This window comes from Mangrovitalea sediminis, from assembly GCF_002514725.1.
Taxonomy (GTDB): Bacteria; Pseudomonadota; Gammaproteobacteria; order Pseudomonadales; family Oleiphilaceae; genus Mangrovitalea; species Mangrovitalea sediminis.
Genome location: NZ_NTLB01000005.1, coordinates 36,441 through 53,405 on the forward strand (window position 1 = coordinate 36,441; position 16,965 = coordinate 53,405).

Below are 16,965 nucleotides of genomic sequence, written 5' to 3' on the forward strand. Positions count from 1 at the left end.
TCCTACTGTGCGATGTTCTGGGGGGCGGAGAGGGCGGTCGAATACCAGTGCTGGACTCCAGCCATGGCGCCAGAGGATGTGTCGAGAACCGATTGTGGATACAAGCCCAGATAGAGCAGTATCGCAACCAGACTCAGCATCATGGCGATTTCGCGCATGTTCAGGTCTTTCAGTTTTTCGGGCGAATGGGCCGGACCATGCAGGGCTCTTTGAATCAGGATGAGCCCATAGACTGCCGCCATGATCAAACCGCCCGCGGCAACAACGGTCACGACGGGGGCTACTGGGAAGCTACCCAGAAGAATCAGGAATTCGCCAACGAAGTTACCCATGCCCGGCAGACCCAGTGAGGCGACCGCAAAGAACATGGATAGCGGTGGCAGATAGGAAAAGCGTGACCAGAGGCCACTCATCTGCCGCATATCCCGTGTTTTAAGCCGCTCGTAGATTTCGCCGCTGAGAATGAACAGGGCGCCGGCGGAAATGCCGTGTGCAACCATCTGCAGTACCGCACCTTGCAGGGCGATATGGGTTCCCGCATAAATGGCGATCAGCACAAAGCCCATGTGGGAAATACTGGTATAGGCAATCAGGCGCTTGATGTCGGTTTGCGCGAACGCCAGGATCGCCCCATAGAAGATACTGATGACCCCGAGCCACATGGCTATCGGTGCGAACTCATGGGACGCGTGCGGAAAGAAGGGCAGGGAGAACCGCAGCAGGCCATAACCCGCAGTCTTCAGCAACAGGCCCGCAAGGTCGACGCTACCCGCGGTTGGCGCCAGCGAGTGGGCGTCTGGCAGCCATGAATGGAACGGCACCACCGGCAGCTTGACCGCAAAGGCAATGAAGAAGCCGAGCATCAGCATATATTCGACATGCGGGCTCATCTTGGTACCCAACAGGTCGCCGTAATCGAAGCTGAGCTGACCGGTACCCTGGAAGTGCACGAACACCAGGCCAAGGATTGCCAGCAACAGTATCAGACCGCTGGTCTGGGTATAGATGATGAACTTCATCGCGGCGTGGATACGACCCTTGCCAGTCGGCGGGTTGTGGCCCCAGAGCGCGATCAGGAAGTAGGTCGGAACCAGCATCAGTTCCCAGAAAGTGAAGAACAGGAACATGTCGAGGGCGAGGAAGACGCCGATGACACCGCCCAGACTCCACAGCAGGTTCAGGTGGAAGAAACCAATATGGTCGGAAATTTCCTTCCAGGAACAGATAACGGCCATCACGCCCAGCAGGCCGGTCAGCATCACCATCAGGAGTGAAAGACCGTCGAGTCCGAGGTGAAAGCTGATGCCAAAACGGCTGATCCAGGGAACCTGGAACTCGCTTTGCCAATGGGCCGCACCGTGCTGGGTCAGTGTTGCAAGGCTATAGTCGCCCTGCGACCAGAGAATGAGTGACAGGACGAAAACCAGTGCCATGGTGAACAACGCCACCCAGCGGGGAACGCCAAGTCCGAAGCGCTCCCCTTGCCAGCACAGGAGTCCGCCGATGAAAGGTATCAGAATGAGCCAGGGCAGAATCATGTCGATCCGTATCTCTTCAACTGTGAAAATCCGTTCAAGCCAGCATCATGGCGGCCATTACCGCAATAGCACCGGCCGCTATAGAGGCGGCATACCAACGCACACGACCATTTTCCGTAGCGCTCAGGATGTCGTGGGACCAGCGGGCGACAGCCGGAATAATGCCGGCAGTGAAATCCACCAGGTCACGTCGGTTGATGGCAACGAGAGCCAGGAAAGGCTTCTCGAACAACCAGCGGTATAGCCAGTCGAAGCCCCAGGCATAGAACCACCAGCGCCGGAGCAGACGGGCCGGGCCGGTATTGGCAATGGCGGTGACCAACTTGCGTTCGCCGAGGAAAAGGCCGGCCGCAATCAGGATGCCGATGATCGAGAGACTTCCGGAGATCAGAGCCAGCGTCTCCTTGCCATGACCGCCCGCCTCGCCAGGGCTGGCTGGCAGGACATTGGCGAGCGGCGGATGAATCAGGGCGCCGATAAAGGTCGAAAGCACCATCAGTACAACCAGCGGTAACCAGTAGGAAACGCCTTGACCGCGGTGCGCCTGGAGCTTCGCTTCACCATGGAAGGCGACGAAGATCAGGCGGAACGTATAGATTGGGGTCAGGAAGGCACCCAATACGCCGGCTGCAAGCAGCCACATATGGTGGCTGGCCAGAGCTTCCCAAAGGATCTCGTCCTTACTGTAGAAGCCGGCGGAGATCAGGGGCAGGGCGGCAAGGGCAGCACCGCCAATCCAGAAGCTTGCGTAGGCAACCGGCAGTTGCTTGCGCAGCCCGCCCATCTTGAAGATGTCCTGCTCATGGTGGCAGGCGTTGATCACGCCGCCTGCGGCAAGGAATAGCAGTGCCTTGAAGAAGGCGTGCATCATCAAGTGGAAAATGGCGGCACTCCAGGCTCCCACGCCCAATGCGAGGAACATGTAACCGATCTGGCTCATGGTCGAATAGGCGAGGATCCGCTTGATGTCCGTTTGTACCAGGGCAGAGAAGCAGGCGATCAGCAGGGTCACCGCGCCAACGACGCCCACCAGTTCCAGCGCGATGGGCGCCAACTGGAAAATGGTGTGGGTTCGTGCGATCAGATAAACGCCCGCAGTGACCATGGTGGCCGCGTGAATCAGGGCTGAAACCGGAGTAGGGCCGGCCATGGCGTCTGGCAACCAGGTTTGCAGGGGCAGCTGGGCGGACTTACCGACAGCGCCCAGCAGCAGCAGGATGGCGGCCAGCTCACAGGTAGCGTTACCCACCTGCCAGTGCTGGGGTGCGAGGGTCAGGATCTCCTGAATATTCAGGGTGCCCAGCTCGCGGAACAGCAGGAACAGGCCGATCGCCATAAAGGTGTCGCCGACACGGGTAATGACGAAGGACTTACGTGCCGCGTAGCCATTGGCCGGGTCCTTGTAGTAGAAACCGATCAAGAGATAACTGCACAGGCCCACGCCTTCCCACCCGAAGTACAGGAACAGCAGGTTGTCTGCCAGGACCAGGAACAGCATGCTGGCGACAAACAGGTTCATGTAGGAGAAGAAGCGTTCATAACCCTCTTCACCACGCATGTACCAGGAGGCGAACAGGTGAATGAAGAAGCCTACGCCGGTGATGACGCCCATCATCGTCAGTGACAGACCGTCCAGACGAAGGGCAAAGGGCGCGTGGAAGCTGTCGACGGACATCCAGGTCCAGAGCACCTGGCTGTAAGCGCCACCTGCCGGAGGATGCAGCAGGAACTGGCTGCCCACCCAAATGGCCGACAGGAACGACAGGCCAAGCGACCCGACGCCGACGACCGCCGCGGTATTTTCGGAAATACGACCCCGGCCGAACGCCAGGATCAGGAAGCCCACCAGGGGAAACAGGAAGGTCAGGAAGAGCAGGTTCATCCGCGCATCTCGCTGGCCGAGTCAATGTCGAGGGTGTGGAAACGGCGATTCAGCTGGAGCACGATTGCGAGGCCGATACTGGCCTCCGCTGCCGCCAGACTGAGGATCAGGATAAACATGATCTGGCCGTCCGGTTGCGCCCATCGGCTACCCGCGACCACAAACGCCAGCGCAGCGGCGTTCATCATGATTTCCAGACTCATCAGAACAAACAGGATATTCCGCCTTACCAGCAGCCCTGTAAGCCCGATGGCGAATAATGCTGCTGCCAGCATCAGACCATCTTCCATCGGTATCATGGTTTTCCCGTTCAATCGTTAAGGCGTCAGACGCCCGTTTTAAATGTCAGGCAGCCGAAGCTGCGGCCCTTTTTATCAAAAGCTTTCACGATGCCCCGGAGCATCTGAGCTCCCTGGCCCCCCGGTGGGAGGGCCGGGGCGAATTACTGGTCTTTTCGTTCCGGACGGCCCAGGTGATAGGCGGCGACCAGGGCTGCCAACAGCAGCATGGACGCCAGCTCAACCACCAGAAGATAGGGACCGTACAATGCGATGCCGACCTGCTTTGCCGAGACGGTGATGGCCCCGGCGGGGTGAGCACCTGATTTAGACAGGGCATAAAGCAGCTCGACGAACAAAACGGACGAGAGCAGGGTAGGACCGATCCAAACCCCGGGCTTCAGCCATCGCCGCTCCTGGGCAACCGATTCCTGTCCGAGATTCAGCATCATGATGACAAAGACAAACAGGACCATGATGGCGCCGACATAGACGACGATTTCCATGATGCCTGCAAACGGAGCTCCGACCATGAAAAAGATCATGGCAACGGACAGGAGCGATACGATCAGGTAGAGCAGGGCATGCACCGCGTTGGTGTTGGTCACAACCCTGAACGTAGCGATAACCGCGATTGCGGCGACAATGAAAAAGACATACTCCACGACAGATCCTTGACGCTTTCGCCTGAAATTATTGGAATTTCTTTTTAACCTTCCGGTGGGACGGTGTCCCTGCCGGAGGGTGCTTCTGTCTTCGGACGAGATACCGAACGCTAAGCTATTCCCGACTCGATCAGGGCATCAGGCCCTTGACGTTGATCGGTTGAGCCTCGTTCTGCGCTTCGCCCTTATCCTTGCCGGCGATCGACATACCGGCAACGCGATAGAAGTTATAGTCGTGATATTTGCCCGTACCGGAAATCAGCAGGTCTTCCTTTTCGTAGACCAGGTTCTGGCGGTTGAACTCGGCCATTTCGAAGTCCGGGGTCAACTGAATTGCGGTGGTCGGACAGGCCTCCTCGCACATGCCGCAAAATATGCAGCGCGAGAAGTTGATTCGGAAAAACTCCGGATACCAGCGACCGTCTTCCTTCTCCGCTTTTTGCAGGGAAATGCAGGCGACGGGGCAGGCAACGGCACAGAGGTTACAGGCTACGCAACGCTCTTCGCCGTCCGGGTCGCGGGTCAGGACGATGCGCCCGCGGTACCGGGGTGGCAGGTAAACCTCCTGCTCCGGGTACATGATGGTGTCGCGCTTACGGAAGGCATGGGTAAAGATCATCCACACCGTCCGGACCTGGCTCCAGGTCGCGCTCAGAATATAACCGATAGAAGAAAAGAGTTTGGACATGGTGTTGTGACCTCTAGCCTGCGTGCGCCGCGCCGGAATGAAGAAGAACGACCGCCCCGGTGATGACCAGGTTGACCAGCGTCAGCGGCAGGCAGACTTTCCAGCCTGCATCCATCATCTGGTCATAACGCGGCCGCGGCAGGGCGGCACGAAGCAGAATAAACATCATGATAAAAAATCCGGTCTTCAACAAAAACCAGACAATCGGCGGAAGGAAGGGACCGTGCCAGCCGCCCAGGAACAGGGTCACGAGCAGCGCCGACACCAGCACAACGCCTACGTACTCGCCGACGAAGAACATGCCCCATTTCAGGCCGGAATATTCGGTGTGGTAACCCGCGGCCAGTTCCTGTTCCGCCTCCGGATAGTCGAAGGGGCTCCGGTGCGCTACAGCGACGCCGGCAATGGCGAAGGTCACGAAACCGAAGAACTGCGGAATAATGAACCAGACATGGGTCTGTGCAGCGACGATGTCCCGCATATTGAACGAACCGGCAACGGCCACGACGCCCATGACCGAAAGACCCATGAAAACCTCATAGGCGACGGTCTGCGCGGCGGAACGAAGGCCACCCAGCAGGGAGTATTTGTTGTTGCTCGACCAGCCGGCGAACATGACGGCATAAACGGCGATGCCGGCCATGGCGAAGAACAACAGGATACCGATATTCAGGTCCGAGATACCCCAGGTCGGTGTAATGGGGATGATCGCAAAACTGATCAGCAGGGCGCTCATGGCAATCGCTGGCGCCAGCCAGAACGTCAACTTGTCGACGAAGGGCGGCGTCCAGTCTTCCTTGAAGAACATCTTGAGCATGTCGGCGCCCAGCTGAAAGGCACCGAAGGGGCCAACCCGGTTGGGACCGTAGCGGTCCTGCCACAGGCCGAGCAGACGGCGTTCTACCCAGCTGAGCAGGGCGGCCGAAATTACGACCACCAAGAGGATCACAATGGCTTTGACCACCCCCAAAAGAATGGCGGTGACTTCTGGCGTCAGCCAACTCATTAGCGCGCCTCCTTAGTCAGCTGTGCCCAGGATTCCCCGTTTGTCGGGAGCGTATTGGTCAGGCCCACAGGGATGCCAACGGTGCCGGATGGCAGGGTTTCACTCAGCTTAATCGCCAGTGATGAGGTTTTGCCGTCCAGGGTCAGCGTCACTTCGGCGCCTTCCGTCACACCCAGGCGTTCTGCGTCGGCCGGTGCGAGTGCCAGATAAGGATCCGGAATACGGCTTTCCAGCGGTGCCGCGCGAGAGGACAATTCTTCGCTGCCGAAAATATGGTGCAGTGGAAGGATACGCCACTGACCATCCCTGACGGAGAAGGCGTCAGGAATCTCGCTGAAATAGCGGCCGTCGGAGGACTGTGCCGGCTCGATCAGGCGCACGCCGGGATCACCGGCCTTGAGATGGCCCCCGACTTCGTCCTGGAACTTGTTCCAGGCCTGCGGCGAATTCCAGCCCGGAGACCAGGCGAAGGGCACCAGCGAAGACGGTTCGTTCGTACCGGAGTAGCCCTCCATGGAGAACGACAGTGCGGTGTCGATATCCTGGGGCGCTCGGGGTTCATGCACTGAGATGTTGGCGCGCATGGAGGTACGGCCGCTATAGCGGTTCGGCTCACGAGCGATCCGCAGTCCCTTGATACGGAACGAAGCCGCCGGTGCGGCGTCACGAATACCGGCGAGAGCCGGGATGCCGTCGGCGCAGTGGGCGGTGACTTCGTCCAGCTGAGTCCAGTTAACGGCCTGACCCTGCAAGGTGCAGTGCAGGGCATGCAGCCAGCGCCAGCTTTCGCGAATCTGGCAATCGGCTTCGTAATAGGTCGGGTCATAGACCTGGAAGAAGCGTTGGGCGCGGCCTTCGCTGCTGACGACTGTGCCATCGCCCTCGGCGAAAGAGGCAGCGGGGAGCAGGAAGGCGGCCTTATCTGATGTGGCTGTCGCCTGATGGTCTACAACAACCGCTTTCACTTTCTCAAGGACCCGGTCGACCAGCTCGGAATCAGCGCGGCGATAGAGGTCATTCTCGAGAATAACCACGCCGTCCGCCGAACCGTCGTCAAGACATTGCAGTGCTGTTTCCAGGGGCATGCCCTGCAGCAGGGCGACGCCGATACTGTTGGTTTCTGCCACGGCATAGCTCTGAGCTACAGGCTTACCGCGCTTATGCAGGGCCAGGGCAATATTGGCTGTGGCCTGAATCACGGCATCGGAACCCGCACCCGTACCGGAAACCAACAATGGGCGTTTTGACGCCAGCAGCGCTTCCGCGATGCGAGCAGCTTGCTGTTGGGTCTCGTCGTCCAGTCCGGAAACCACGGGAGCGTCCGGGTCGATGGCGTGAGCCACGGCAAAACCGAGACGCGCCAGGTCTTCAGCGGTCGCGTGCACGGTTTCGGTGGCTACATCGTCCAGGCGTGTGCTCTGGAAGCTACCGATAAACAAGGGATTGCGCTCATGCTGGCCGATGTTGCGGATGGCTTCGGCCTGCCAGTCCTGAATATTCTTCTCGGCAGCCATATCGCGCGCCTTACCGCGAACGGCCTGGCGCAGCGCCAGCGCGATGCGCGGCGCCGTCTGGGTAACGTCTTCACCCAGCACAAAGATGGCATCGCGGTCTTCCATTTCCCGCAGAGAGGGCGTCCTCACCGGGCTTTCCCGCAGGACATCAAGAATACGCTGAACCAGTGTTTGCTCTGCGTCGGCCATGCCGCTCGAGAAATTGTCGGCACCGACCAGTTCCCGCAAAACATGATTCGCCTCGACACTGGCCCGTGGCGAGCCGATACCGATAATCCGCTTGGCGCCGCTCAGTGCACCGGCGGCTGCATCGAGAATGCCGTCGATGGAGGCCGGTTGCAGCTCCCCATTGCGATCGACCAGTGACGCCTGCCGCGGTCGGTCCTTGCGGTTGACGTAGCCATAACCGAAACGGCCCCGGTCGCAAAGGAAGTAATGGTTGACCGATCCGTTGTAACGGTTCTCGATACGACGCAACTCCCCGTAGCGCTCACCGGGGCTGGTATTACAGCCCAGTCCGCATTGCTGGCAAACGCTGGGTGCGAATTGCATGTCCCATTTGCGGTTATAGCGGTCGGAGTGGGTCTGGTCGGTAAACACACCTGTCGGACAGACTTCCACCAGGTTGCCGGAAAACTCGTTTTCCAGGACGCCGTCTTCGGTCCGGCCGAAATAGACGTTGTCGTGGGCGCCGTAGACCCCAAGATCGGTGCCGTCGGCGTAATTGTTGTAGTAGCGCACACAGCGGTAGCAGGCAATGCAGCGGTTCATCTCATGCGCGATGAACGGCCCCAGGTATTGGTTCTGGTGTGTGCGCTTGGTGAAGCGGTAACGGCGCATGTTATGACCGGTCATGACGGTCATATCCTGCAGGTGGCAGTGGCCGCCTTCCTCGCACACCGGGCAGTCGTGCGGATGATTGATCATCAGCCATTCGACGACGCTTTCCCGGAAGGCTTTGGCTTCCTCGTCCTCGATGGAAATATAGGATTCGTCGGTCGAAGGGGTCATGCAGGACATGACCAGTCGACCGCGCTTATCGTCCGCGTTCTGGTACTGTTTTACCGCGCATTGCCGGCAGGCGCCGACGCTGCCCAATGCCGGGTGCCAGCAGAAATAGGGGATATCGAGCCCCAGCGACAGGCAGGCCTGCAAAAGGTTATCTGCGCCGTCGACCTCGTATGTCTTGCCGTCTACGTGAATCGTGGCCATGAGTGACTTCAACCGAAATTGCTGAAAAATCGTTGTCCGCGCAGACCCGTGTCTGCGCGGCGGAAATCAGTTTGCGGCCTGAGGCTGTCGAATGCCTTTTTCAAATTCGCCGCGGAAATATTTCAGGGCACTCTGCAGTGGCTCCATCGCACCGGGAGCATGCGCGCAGAATGTCTTGCCCGGGCCCAGGAAACGCGTCAACTGGTCCAGGGTTTCCAGATCGCCGGGTTGCCCTTCACCTTTCTCCAGTGCCCGCAACAATTTGACGGACCAGGGCAGGCCGTCGCGGCAAGGGGTACACCAGCCGCAGGATTCCCGGGCGAAAAATTCTTCGAGATTGCGCACGACGGACACAATGCTCTGCTTGTTATCCACCGCCATGATCAGTCCAGTGCCCATACGGCTGCCGGCTTTGCCGATCGAATCGTAATCCATCGGCAGATCCAGATGTTCTGGCATCAGGAAATCCGTTGAGGCGCCACCCGGCAACCAGGCCATCAGCTCAAGTCCGTCCTGCATGCCGCCAGCGTGTTCTTCAAGGATTTCCCGTGCCGTTGTGCCTATCGGCAATTCCCACAAGCCGGGTTTGCGGACCCGGCCGGACATGCCGTAAATCTTGGTACCGGCGTCGCCGCTTTTCCCCTGGGATAACCCTTTGAACCATTCGGCTCCACGCAAGACGATATGCGGCACATTGCACAACGTCTCTACGTTGTTGACGACAGTGGGTTTGCCCCAAAGGCCCGCAATTTGCGGGAAGGGCGGCTTGGCACGCGGGTTGGCGCGCCGGCCTTCCAGGGAGTTGATGAGCGCAGTTTCCTCACCACAGATATAACGCCCTGCACCGGTATGAACGGTCAACTCCAGGCTCCAGCCGCTGCCCAGGATGTTTTCACCCAGATAGCCGGCGGCTTTGGCTTCGGCAATGGCGCGGTTGAGTCTTTCAGCGGCCAGGACGTATTCGCCACGCAGGAAGATGTACGCTTTTGATGCCTGGATGGCATAGCCCGCGACGATCATGGCTTCGACCAACTGGTGGGGCAACTGCTCCATCAGTAGGCGGTCCTTAAAGGTACCCGGCTCCATTTCGTCCGCGTTGCAGACGAGGTATTTCTGTTTGGGCGCATCGTCGCCCATGGGAATCAGGCTCCACTTGATACCGGCAGGGAAGCCGGCACCGCCCCGGCCGCGCAGGTTGGCGTCTTTCACCAACTGGCTGACGTCGGCAGGAGACATGTCCTTCATCGCCTTGCGCAGGGCAGCGTAGCCGTCGAGCGCCTCGTAGCCCTTGATATCAAGAGGCGACTGGTCCGCCGCGTCCAGCCGGTAGGTCAGGGGGCGGGTTTCGGCCAGGTTCGCAGCGCTCGTGCTCATGCATACTGCTCCAGTAGCTGATCGATACCTTCGACGGTCAGGTTGCCGTGGGTATCGTCGTCAATCATCAGAACGGGGCCTTTGTCGCAGGCGCCAAGACAGCAGATCGGCAACAACGTGAAGCGGCCGTCCGGTGTGGTTTCGCCGAGGCCGATGCCCAGTTTGCGGCTGATCGCTTCGCAGACCGTTTCGTAACCGGTCAGGTAGCAACCCACGCTGTCACAAATCTTGATGACGTGACGGCCAACGGGCTGGCGATAGATCAGGTTGTAGAAGGTGGCGACACCCTCGACATCGACCGCCGAGATACCCAGCACCTTGCCGATTTCGGCAATGGCACCGTCAGGGACCCAGCCATGACGCTTCTGAACGATCTTCAGCGCTTCAATGGACGCTGCGCGCGGGTCGTCGTAGTGACTCATTTCATGCTCAATGGCTTCACGGTCCTCTGGGGCGAGGATGAAGCGCTCGGCTTCCGGACGATCACTGCCGATGAGCGCGTTGTCGGATGATTGTGGATTAACGGTCGACATCTGCCATCACAAAGTCAATGCTAGCCAAATAAGCGATGAGGTCGGGAATCATGCTGCCCCGAATCACCGACGGAATTTGTTGCAAGTGGGTAAAGCTCGGTGTCCTGATCCGGGTGCGGTAGCTCATGGTGCTGCCGTCACTGGTCAGGTAATAACTGTTGATGCCCTTGGTCGCCTCAATCAACTGGCTGGTTTCGCCAGCCGGCATAATCGGCCCCCAGGATACGCCCAGGAAGTGATTGATCAGGGTATCGATATCCTTCAGCGTCCGCTCCTTGGGCGGAGGGCAGGTCAGGGGATGATCTGCCTTGTAGGGACCCGCCGGCATGTTATCGAGACACTGGCGAATAATGCGCAGGCTCTGACGCATTTCCTCGACGCGCACCATACAGCGGTCATAGGCGTCGCCGTTGTGGGCGATCGGCACTTCGAACTCGAAGTTTTCGAAGCCGGAGTAGGGGCGGGCTTTACGCAGGTCGTATTCAACGCCGGTCGCACGAAGACCAGGGCCGGTAACACCCCAGGCCAGGGCTTCCTCTGTGTTGTACTGGGCGACGTTAATGGTACGGGCCTTGAGGATACTGTTCTTTAGCGCCGCTTTAACGTATTCGTCGAGCCGCTTGGGCATCCAGTCGACGAATTGACGGACAAGCCGGTCCCAACCCTTGGGCAGGTCGTGGGCAACGCCGCCGATACGGAACCAGGCCGGGTGCATACGGAAACCGGTGATCGCTTCGATCACGTCATAAGCTTTCTGGCGATCCGTAAACATGAAGAAGATAGGGGTCATTCCACCGATATCCTGGATATAGGTGCCCAGGAACAGCAGGTGGTTGGCGATGCGGAAGAACTCCGACATCATGACGCGTATCGTCTTCACGCGATCGGGAACCTCGATCCCAGCCAGTTTCTCGACGGACAGGACATAGGGCAGGTTGTTCATGACCCCGCCGAGATAGTCGATCCGGTCGGTGTAGGGGATATAGCTGTGCCAGGATTGGCGCTCAGCCATCTTTTCGGCGCCGCGGTGGTGATAGCCGATATCCGGAACGCAGTCGACGATTTCCTCGCCGTCCAACTGCAGTACGATACGGAAAGCACCGTGTGCACTGGGGTGGTTCGGGCCGAGGTTGAGGAACATGAAGTCCTCTTCGTTGTTACCGCGCTTCATGCCCCATTCTTCGGGGTTGAAACGAAGGGCTTCCTGCTCGGCATCCTGCTTGGCCGCATCCAGCATGAACGGATCGAACTCGGTGGCCCGTGCGGGGTAATCCTTGCGCAGGGGATGACCTTGCCAGGTCGGCGGCATCAGAAGACGGGTCAGGTGAGGATGACCCTCGAAGACAATACCGAACAGATCCCAGACTTCCCGTTCATACCAGTTAGCGTTGGGCCAGATGGCTAACGCTGTCGGCAGCTTCAGGCTATCGGCGGAGAGCGCCACCTTGATGCGGATGTCGCTGTTACGCTCGATGGACAACAGGTGGTAGAAAACGGTGAAGTCCGAATCCGGCAACCCCTGACGGTGCGTCCGCAGTCGCTCATCAATGGCGCTGAGATCGTAGAGCATGACATAGGGTTTGGGGACATTCCGCAGGAAGCGGAGTACATCGAGAAGTTTTTCTCGGGCCACCCACAGGGTAGGTACATCGTCCTTGGTGGCTTGGAGTACGAAAGCGTCTTCGCCGAAGTGGGCCTGCAACTCCCCAACGACGGAGTGTCCCGTTCCGGACTCCTTGTGCATGATCGCGGCGGTATCTGGCATCGTGTTAGTGTCGTTACCCTGCGGTTAGATGAAAACGGTCAGTGCTGACCCCGTGGACCTGAACTTACACCTCGTCGGGTGAGCGCAGTTCGGTCACCTGGATTCGTTTGTCGTGTTTGACGTCACGCTGTGCCGGCATTTCCGCCTTGTAGACGCCCTGATCACCAACGACCCAGGACAGCGGGCGGCGCTCTTTTCCAATGGAGTCTTGGAGCAGCATCAAACCTTGCAGGAACGCTTCCGGTCGCGGAGGGCAACCTGGCACATAAACGTCAACCGGCAGGAATTTGTCGACACCCTGAACCACCGAGTAAATGTCGTACATGCCGCCGGAGTTGGCGCACGAGCCCATGGAGATAACCCACTTGGGTTCCAGCATCTGCTCGTAGAGGCGCTGAACGACGGGGGCCATCTTGATAAAACAGGTTCCCGCAACGACCATCAGGTCAGCCTGGCGGGGGGAGGCGCGAATAACTTCAGCCCCGAAGCGGGCGATATCGTGGGGCGCGGTGAACGCCGTCGCCATTTCAACGTAGCAGCACGAAAGACCGAAGTTATAGGGCCAGAGCGAGTTCTTGCGGCCCCAGTTAACAGCGTCGTGCAGTATGTTTTCGAGTTTGCCGAGGAAGATGTTCTTATGAACGTGTTCTTCCATCGGGTCGCGGACGGTTTCGCTCTTTTGCATAGGGTAGCGGCCGTCAGCGGCATTCGGGTCGACATGGGTCAACGTATATTTCATGGTGTCGCCTTAATGCAATGCCTGCAGTGTCCCTGAAAGGGGCACCGGGAAAGTGAAACTGGCGCGCCGCATAGTAAGGTGCAGCGCCTGAAACGTCTATTCCGCTTCTTTGATGTGCGTCATTTTTGACGCTTGCATCTTACGTCGTCTCGATTCGGGTGCCCAATCAAGCGCGCCAATGCGCCAGAGGTAAACCAGCCCGATCAGCAGTATGGTGATAAAAACGACGGCTTCGATGTACCCGGTCCAGCCGGCTTCCCGCAGGGAAACGGCCCAGACGTAGAGAAAGAGTGCTTCAACGTCAAAGATGACGAAGAACATGGCGATTAAATAGAATTTGGCTGAAAAGCGTAAGCGTGCTCCGCCAACGGAGCTGACGCCAGACTCGAAAGGCTCGTTTTTGGCTCGCCCCCAGTCTCGCCCGCCCAACAGATAGGAAACGCCGAGCATAAAGGCGCATAGCAGACCCACTGCGCCGAGATAAACGGCCAGCGACCAGTGTTCAGCAACGGTCTGAATGCTAGATGACACGCGAACGTTCCTCCAGGACTGACAGCAAGAAGACTATTTAGAGTGGGAAATGTGCCGGGCGACGAGTGGCCTTCGCATCGGCACCCCGCATGATAGGGCACTTATGGGACCACTGTAAATTTTACGAAAAGCTAATTGATGATCGAGATTATCCTGTTTTTCCCGGAAAACTGTGCAATCTGGTTGTTTTGTCGCCGCTTTTCCTGGAGCGGCGAATGTCGGTTATGCGCTTTGCCCACTCCCTCGTTATAATAAGCGACCCTCGAACCGGCACTTCGTCTTAAGGCGATAAGCTGCCGATCTGATTTTGCTGATACCCGATCTACAGGATGACCTGATGACAGTCCGCACCCGTATCGCGCCTTCCCCTACTGGTGACCCTCACGTGGGCACCGCCTATATCGCGTTGTTTAACCAGTGCTTTGCACGGCAACACGGTGGCCAGTTCATTTTGCGGATCGAGGATACCGATCAAGTGCGCAGTACCGAGTCGTCAGAGCAGGATATTCTCCGTGCGCTGCGTTGGCTGGGATTGCAGTGGGATGAAGGCCCGGATGTGGGTGGACCCCATGCACCCTATCGCCAGTCGGAGCGTGGCGACATCTATCGTGAGCACGCGATGCAGCTCGTGGAAAAAGGGTATGCCTTTTACTGTTTCCGGTCGCCTGAAGAGTTGGACGAGATTCGCGAAACACGTAAGGCGCAAGGCCTGAATCCCGGGATCAAGGGTGATCTGGAACTTCCTGCCGATGAGGTGGAGCGTCGTTTGGCGGCGGGTGAGCCTTTCGTGATTCGCATGAAAGTGCCGGATGAAGGTGTTTGTGTCATTGAAGATATGCTGCGCGGACGCATCGAAATAGATTGGGCGCAGGTGGATTGCCAGGTGCTTCTCAAGTCTGATGGGATGCCGACATATCACCTTGCGAACATCGTTGACGACCATCTCATGGGTATCACGCATGTTATTCGCGGAGAGGAGTGGATCCCGTCTGCGCCCAAGCATCAGCTGCTCTACCAGTATTTCGGCTGGGATATGCCGGTCCTGTGCCATATGCCGTTGTTGCGTAACCCCGATAAGAGCAAGCTGTCCAAGCGTAAGAATCCCACCAGCATCAATTTTTATGAGCGGATGGGCTTTCTGCCAGAGGCTGTGCTGAACTATCTCGGGCGAATGGGATGGTCTATGCCGGATGAGCGTGAAAAGTTCTCTCTCGACGACATGATCACGCATTTCGATATCAATCGGGTGTCCCTGGGCGGCCCCATCTTCGATGTCGAGAAGCTGCGCTGGTTAAACAGCGTTTGGATTCGCGAGAGCCTCGATGACGAACAGTTTGTTGCCCGGATCAAGGCGTGGTGGTTGAATCGGGAGCGGATGATGCCGCTGGTGCCCCATATCAAGAGTCGGGTGGATGTCTTTAGCGACATAGTGCCGCTGTCCGCGTTCATGTTCTCCGGCATGCTGGAACTGACGCCCGCACATTTCGAGCAGTCCAAGCTTGAGGAGGCTGAGTTGCGGCGGGTTCTACAGTTTTCCCTGTGGAAGCTCGAAGCGTTGCGTGACTGGACCAAGGACAATATCTTTGGCGACATTAAAGGTCTGGCCAAGGGGATGGGGCTCAAATTGGGGGACTTCATGTTCCCGATCTTCGTGGCCATCGCCGGCACGCCCAATAGCTGGTCGGTAATGGAATCCATGGAAATGCTGGGGCCCGATATGACTCGGGCGCGTCTGCGTCATGCACTGAATGTGGTGGGCGGTTTCTCCAAGAAGGAAACCAAGAAAGTGGAGAAGGAGTACGCGTCGCTGATCGCTTCTTGATCGGTTTTTACACCTTGTTGAAAAAGTCGAATTTTTTCTAAAATAAAGGCTTGACGCTTGGGGGCGATCTCACTAACATACGCCCCCGTTAATGCAGTGGGGCCATAGCTCAGCTGGGAGAGCGCAACGCTGGCAGCGTTGAGGTCAGGAGTTCGATCCTCCTTGGCTCCACCATTTTTCTCTAGTCCCCTTCGTCTAGAGGCCTAGGACACCGCCCTTTCACGGCGGTAACAGGGGTTCGACTCCCCTAGGGGACGCCATCTTTTCTGCTCGGTTCCGAAGATGTGTGGTTTAGCTGAACTGCAGAGAGATAAGCAGGTTCAGCTGACAGTTTTACATTTTCCTCTTTGCTGTTTTCCTTCCTCTCGCCCTATTGCGCCTGATGATTGCCGTGCGTCTACTCTGCCTCCCTGGCTTTTACCTGGCGTCGGTCCTGCTACCTTTGCGTTTGTTCGTTGTCACGGGGAAGTTTTAGCGAGGTTGGGGCGCCAGATCGCGGTTCGGCTGTCGCTTGGCATGCGTCAGCCGTATTATCGTTCGGCGATAGCGCCTTTGCCGACACCTTCGTAAGCTTTGACGCGAATAGTGGAGCCCGGAAACTGCTTTTTGCAGCTCTCCGCGAGGTGATTGGCGATCCATTCCACCGTTGAATCGGTATCGATCAGATAGACCTGTGACTCCGGAAGCGATAGCTCGAACTCACCTTGTTCCGATTCATAAGCGAAATGCACGTATGAAACGCCGTCTTTCGCGAAGTGATCGGTGATATCTTCGCGGGTTCCGATATAGATATCACGCCAGCGTTCTGCCCATTCGTTCTCGAGAGCGGTGTCCCGTTCACCGTCGCGCCAGATGCCGATCGGTGATCGGTGTCCGTGGGCGATCCGCTGACAGTTGCCAAGGTGCTTCTTTAGGCCGTGCACGTATTGGTAGCTGGGGCCGGGGATCTCTTCTTCCCGCAGCTGAATATGTACGCTACTGACATTCTCCGGCAGGATGGCTTTCAGTTCGGTTTCCAGCCAGGCTGCGACGTCGCTCAGGGTAACCTCTGCGGCGGCCAGGAACATCAGTGCCTGCCGGGGTGAGCGTAGCTGGATGGTACTCTTGTCCGCGTTGTGCCAGGTCAGTGATACCGGATCCCCTTCGGTATGTATCGATAATCCTGACGTCTGTACGGGAATGACCAGCCGATGGTCGATTTCTTCGTCGATCAGTTGCTTGATGACCCGTTTGACATGGCTGAAATCAAAGAGCATGCCTTGTTCGTCCAGCTCTCCACCCAACTCCAGATCGACGATCCAGCTTTGACCGAGCAGGCCTCTACGGGTGTCGAGGTAGGCGAAATCAATTACAGTGAGGCTATCAACGAACAGTCGGTTCATAAGAGGCGTTGGGGCTCAAGGACATCAATGGTGACG

14 protein-coding genes and 2 tRNA genes are annotated in these 16,965 nt (G+C 58.0%); 3 read left to right on the forward strand and 13 right to left on the reverse strand.

Features of this window, described 5'->3' with window-relative positions:
• Positions 1–2 precede the first annotated feature (2 nt).
• The 12 genes from nuoM to CLR77_RS12815 all read right to left on the reverse strand — a co-directional run bounded on the left by nuoM (position 3) and on the right by CLR77_RS12815 (position 13,725).
• Complete coding sequence (gene nuoM, locus CLR77_RS12760; protein WP_097461061.1) at positions 3–1,538, reverse strand: NADH-quinone oxidoreductase subunit M; 1,536 nt, start codon at positions 1,536–1,538, stop codon at positions 3–5.
• Positions 1,539–1,572: 34 nt separating this feature from the next.
• Positions 1,573–3,420: an NADH-quinone oxidoreductase subunit L gene (nuoL, locus tag CLR77_RS12765; protein ID WP_097461062.1), complete on the reverse strand. Its 1,848-nt coding sequence runs from the start codon at positions 3,418–3,420 to the stop codon at positions 1,573–1,575.
• A complete protein-coding gene (gene nuoK / locus CLR77_RS12770; RefSeq protein WP_097461063.1) occupies positions 3,417–3,719 on the reverse strand; it encodes an NADH-quinone oxidoreductase subunit NuoK in 303 nt (100 codons plus the stop codon). The genes nuoL and nuoK overlap by 4 nt, the downstream gene beginning before the upstream one ends.
• Positions 3,720–3,862: 143 nt before the next feature.
• Complete coding sequence (gene nuoJ, locus CLR77_RS12775) at positions 3,863–4,363, reverse strand: NADH-quinone oxidoreductase subunit J (RefSeq protein WP_097461064.1); 501 nt, start codon at positions 4,361–4,363, stop codon at positions 3,863–3,865.
• Between the two features lie 130 nt (positions 4,364–4,493).
• Positions 4,494–5,051 (reverse strand): NADH-quinone oxidoreductase subunit NuoI, encoded by a 558-nt coding sequence (gene nuoI, locus CLR77_RS12780; protein ID WP_097461065.1) that lies wholly within the window; start codon positions 5,049–5,051, stop codon positions 4,494–4,496.
• A 13-nt stretch (positions 5,052–5,064) separates the two neighbouring features.
• Entirely contained in the window at positions 5,065–6,057 is a 993-nt protein-coding gene (nuoH, locus tag CLR77_RS12785) for an NADH-quinone oxidoreductase subunit NuoH (protein WP_097461066.1), read from the reverse strand.
• Positions 6,057–8,783: an NADH-quinone oxidoreductase subunit NuoG gene (gene nuoG, locus CLR77_RS12790; RefSeq protein WP_097461067.1), complete on the reverse strand. Its 2,727-nt coding sequence runs from the start codon at positions 8,781–8,783 to the stop codon at positions 6,057–6,059. The genes nuoH and nuoG overlap by 1 nt, the downstream gene beginning before the upstream one ends.
• A gap of 66 nt (positions 8,784–8,849) precedes the next feature.
• On the reverse strand, positions 8,850–10,157 hold the full coding sequence (gene nuoF, locus CLR77_RS12795; RefSeq protein WP_097461068.1) for an NADH-quinone oxidoreductase subunit NuoF: 1,308 nt from the start codon (positions 10,155–10,157) through the stop codon (positions 8,850–8,852).
• Positions 10,154–10,651 (reverse strand): NADH-quinone oxidoreductase subunit NuoE, encoded by a 498-nt coding sequence (gene nuoE, locus CLR77_RS12800; RefSeq protein WP_406564959.1) that lies wholly within the window; start codon positions 10,649–10,651, stop codon positions 10,154–10,156. The genes nuoF and nuoE overlap by 4 nt, the downstream gene beginning before the upstream one ends.
• Positions 10,652–10,676: 25 nt before the next feature.
• Positions 10,677–12,455 (reverse strand): NADH-quinone oxidoreductase subunit C/D, encoded by a 1,779-nt coding sequence (gene nuoC / locus CLR77_RS12805; RefSeq protein WP_097461070.1) that lies wholly within the window; start codon positions 12,453–12,455, stop codon positions 10,677–10,679.
• Between the two features lie 64 nt (positions 12,456–12,519).
• The gene (locus CLR77_RS12810; RefSeq protein WP_097461071.1) at positions 12,520–13,194 is read right to left on the reverse strand and encodes a NuoB/complex I 20 kDa subunit family protein; all 675 of its coding nucleotides are present in this window, start codon (positions 13,192–13,194) and stop codon (positions 12,520–12,522) included.
• Positions 13,195–13,290: 96 nt separating this feature from the next.
• Entirely contained in the window at positions 13,291–13,725 is a 435-nt protein-coding gene (locus CLR77_RS12815) for an NADH-quinone oxidoreductase subunit A (protein ID WP_227519915.1), read from the reverse strand.
• A 334-nt stretch (positions 13,726–14,059) separates the two neighbouring features.
• Between CLR77_RS12815 and gltX the strand changes: the two genes are divergently transcribed.
• The 3 genes from gltX to CLR77_RS12830 all read left to right on the forward strand — a co-directional run bounded on the left by gltX (position 14,060) and on the right by CLR77_RS12830 (position 15,807).
• Entirely contained in the window at positions 14,060–15,547 is a 1,488-nt protein-coding gene (gltX, locus tag CLR77_RS12820; RefSeq protein WP_227519937.1) for a glutamate--tRNA ligase, read from the forward strand.
• Positions 15,548–15,645: 98 nt separating this feature from the next.
• Positions 15,646–15,721 (forward strand) — tRNA-Ala (locus CLR77_RS12825).
• A gap of 10 nt (positions 15,722–15,731) precedes the next feature.
• Positions 15,732–15,807: transfer RNA gene (locus CLR77_RS12830), tRNA-Glu, on the forward strand.
• 270 nt (positions 15,808–16,077) lie between these two features.
• On the opposite strand, the gene CLR77_RS12835 is transcribed toward CLR77_RS12830, so the two are convergent.
• Positions 16,078–16,929, reverse strand: coding sequence for a 6-pyruvoyl trahydropterin synthase family protein (locus CLR77_RS12835; RefSeq protein ID WP_097461073.1), 852 nt, complete (start codon positions 16,927–16,929; stop codon positions 16,078–16,080).
• Positions 16,930–16,965 lie beyond the last annotated feature (36 nt).

What these genes read in the sequence shown, in the direction of transcription:
- nuoM (WP_097461061.1), bottom strand. Translation starts at nt 1,538, where the DNA reads ATGATTCTGCCCTGGCTCATTCTGATACCTTTCATCGGCGGACTCCTG.
- nuoL (WP_097461062.1), bottom strand. Translation starts at nt 3,420, where the DNA reads ATGAACCTGCTCTTCCTGACCTTCCTGTTTCCCCTGGTGGGCTTCCTG.
- nuoK (WP_097461063.1), bottom strand. Translation starts at nt 3,719, where the DNA reads ATGATACCGATGGAAGATGGTCTGATGCTGGCAGCAGCATTATTCGCC.
- nuoI (WP_097461065.1), bottom strand. Translation starts at nt 5,051, where the DNA reads ATGTCCAAACTCTTTTCTTCTATCGGTTATATTCTGAGCGCGACCTGG.
- nuoH (WP_097461066.1), bottom strand. Translation starts at nt 6,057, where the DNA reads ATGAGTTGGCTGACGCCAGAAGTCACCGCCATTCTTTTGGGGGTGGTC.
- nuoG (WP_097461067.1), bottom strand. Translation starts at nt 8,783, where the DNA reads ATGGCCACGATTCACGTAGACGGCAAGACATACGAGGTCGACGGCGCA.
- nuoF (WP_097461068.1), bottom strand. Translation starts at nt 10,157, where the DNA reads ATGAGCACGAGCGCTGCGAACCTGGCCGAAACCCGCCCCCTGACCTAC.
- nuoC (WP_097461070.1), bottom strand. Translation starts at nt 12,455, where the DNA reads ATGCCAGATACCGCCGCGATCATGCACAAGGAGTCCGGAACGGGACAC.
- CLR77_RS12810 (WP_097461071.1), bottom strand. Translation starts at nt 13,194, where the DNA reads ATGAAATATACGTTGACCCATGTCGACCCGAATGCCGCTGACGGCCGC.
- CLR77_RS12835 (WP_097461073.1), bottom strand. Translation starts at nt 16,929, where the DNA reads ATGAACCGACTGTTCGTTGATAGCCTCACTGTAATTGATTTCGCCTAC.